This window comes from Dolichospermum sp. FACHB-1250, assembly GCF_014696335.1.
Lineage (GTDB): Bacteria > Cyanobacteriota > Cyanobacteriia > Cyanobacteriales > Nostocaceae > Dolichospermum > Dolichospermum planctonicum.
This window is the reverse complement of the sequence record NZ_JACJPZ010000104.1, coordinates 1-2,360: the sequence shown is the minus strand read 5'-3', so window position 1 is coordinate 2,360 and position 2,360 is coordinate 1. Positions and strand designations below refer to the sequence as shown.

Here is a 2,360-nt window from a genome sequence, read left to right as displayed (position 1 = left end):
ATCACAGCATCAAAACCGGGATTTTCTTTCCAACTAGCACTTTCTAAATCAATAAAAACCTCTGGAAATTCCAAATCCCAATGAAAAAACCGCTTTTGGTCAAACAACCTTCTCGCTTCCTCATATACCGCAATATCAGCAGCATTCATATTTTCAAACTTAGCATTGATCGCATTTATACCAAATCTTTCTAAAAAATTCTTAGCTTGTTTCACACCAAAAAATTGAGAAACATAAATATCTAATAACCTTTTAAAAGGTTTCGCAGCCTGATCAAATTCCTTAAATAACCTCTCGCTGGTTTCCACCTCCGCAAAAGTTGCATCACTTAATGTACTCACACCGCGCATAATTTCCGCAGCACGTAACAACCCCACAAACGGACCTGTTAATAAACTCAATTGGCCACTTTCTTCCTTCATCATATTCGCTTCTGCTTCTCGCGCAGTTGTACCAATAAGAGAATTTCCGCAGCGCAAATGATGATCTAAAAAACTCAAAGGAGCGCCAATTGTGAAAAAATGTAACCATAAACTTACCTTGGCTAATTCTACGGCCATGGGATTCAAATCTACACCATAAATACAGCGTTTCATGACCACTCTTTGTAAAAGTTGATTATCGTCTAAATTGATATCAATATTAATTCCCTGCTGTTGTAAGTTTTCTAAAATACTATTGCGGGTTTTTCCTAACATCTCCAAAATGGGATTATGTTCGGGATATTCATTTAAAATATTGATTAATTCGTCTGTCAAATAGTCAACAGCTTCCACTAAAAAGTGTCCGCTTCCCATAGCAGGATCACAAATTTTAATATCAAGTAAAGTATTTTGTGCTTGTCTTTCTAAACGTTGTAAATCTTTTTGTAAGCCGTTACGACTTTGTACTCCTAATCTACCATCTATCATTTTTTCATGTAATTGGTTAATTTTGGTCATTAAATCTGCAAATCTTTGTTTTCTCTCCTCTAAAATTGGTTTGAGAGTATGACTAACAATGTATTTAACAATATAATCTGGTGTGTAATAAGAACCTGTAGCTTTTCTTTCACCCTTATCATTTTCTAAATGCACTTTTCCCGTTTTTTCATCTTCAATAATTAAACGATATTCTAATAATCCTTCATAAATTGAACCCAATTGTCGCACACCTAAAAAGCTGTAGTCAATGGGTAATTTTTCAAAACGTGCTAATTTATCCAAAGCGGGAAATAAAATAGCATCAGATATTTGATGTTCAGACAAAAAATAATTCTCTGGATAATCTTCCCTATCTCCAAGTTCATGAAAATCAAAGTGAAATAAACCACCATTATAACGAGGTACTTCTAAAGCTTTATCACCCCTATCTACTATTTCAAATAAACCTAACAAACTCTGATAAATTTTTGTGGAAGTTTCACTTAATGTTCTTTGTTTATCCAGACTTGCGGCTATTTCTTGGGTAATTTTAATTAAACTATAATCACGGTAAGCAGTGGTAATTGGTAATAAGTTTCTCGCTTCAGCATATAAGAGAAATAACAACTTATATAAAAATGATAAAGTCGCTGCGTAAATCTGTTTTGGTTCTATGGTTTTTCCCCGTCGCATTGCGTCTACTATAAACCCTCTTGCTAAATCAGGAAATATCTGATCAAATACTAAGGTTTTTAATTCGTTTCCTACTTGAGTCGCATAAGTTGTACTTCCTGCTCTGACTCGTTCTAAAAAGTTTTTGTTGTAGCTATCTTTTGCAAAAGCCGCGCTGCTAAAAAATAACCAAAAGTATTTGAATTGTTCTATATCTTCGGTTTCTAGTAATTCCACTAAATCAACTGGATAAAATTCCGTTGCGGTAGAAGAAGCTTGACGATAATATAAACGCCATTCTCTCCCATTGGTTAAAATTCCCCAGTCAACATTTGTACCACTTAAATAACTGGAAATCTGAAAAGATGGGTTGGCATTTTTGAAAATGTCCCGTTGATCATTAGTGGAAATTTTACTTAATGGTCGTTGCCAATATTTAGCTTCTGCTATTACTAATACTCGACTATAAAAGGCAGTTTCATTATTTTGCAAAGAGTAGGCTGTATCTCTTTCACTTTCATTTAAAAACAAGGCATAATCAGGACGTTCTGCTCTACCTTGACCACGAGAAATGACTTGAGGAATATATTTAAAACCTAAAATTTCTAAAGCTGGTTTAATAAATATATCTTCAGTTTGAGCTTCATTCAGAGTGGCTAAAATCGCCTTTTTTGATAAATAAAGATTTTTTAATGCCGCAAATTCTGCTTTAATATCTAATTGCCATTCTGGAAGTTCTTGAATGCGATAATCTAAATAATGTTGAGAAAATAAGGGTTTATTTGT

Annotated in this window: 1 protein-coding gene; it reads right to left on the bottom strand. The window is 33.7% G+C overall.

The annotated features are described in order from the left end of the window. Window positions 1–2,360 (bottom strand): DNA methyltransferase (locus H6F39_RS20065; protein ID WP_370539416.1); only part of this gene is annotated, 2,360 nt, incomplete at both ends.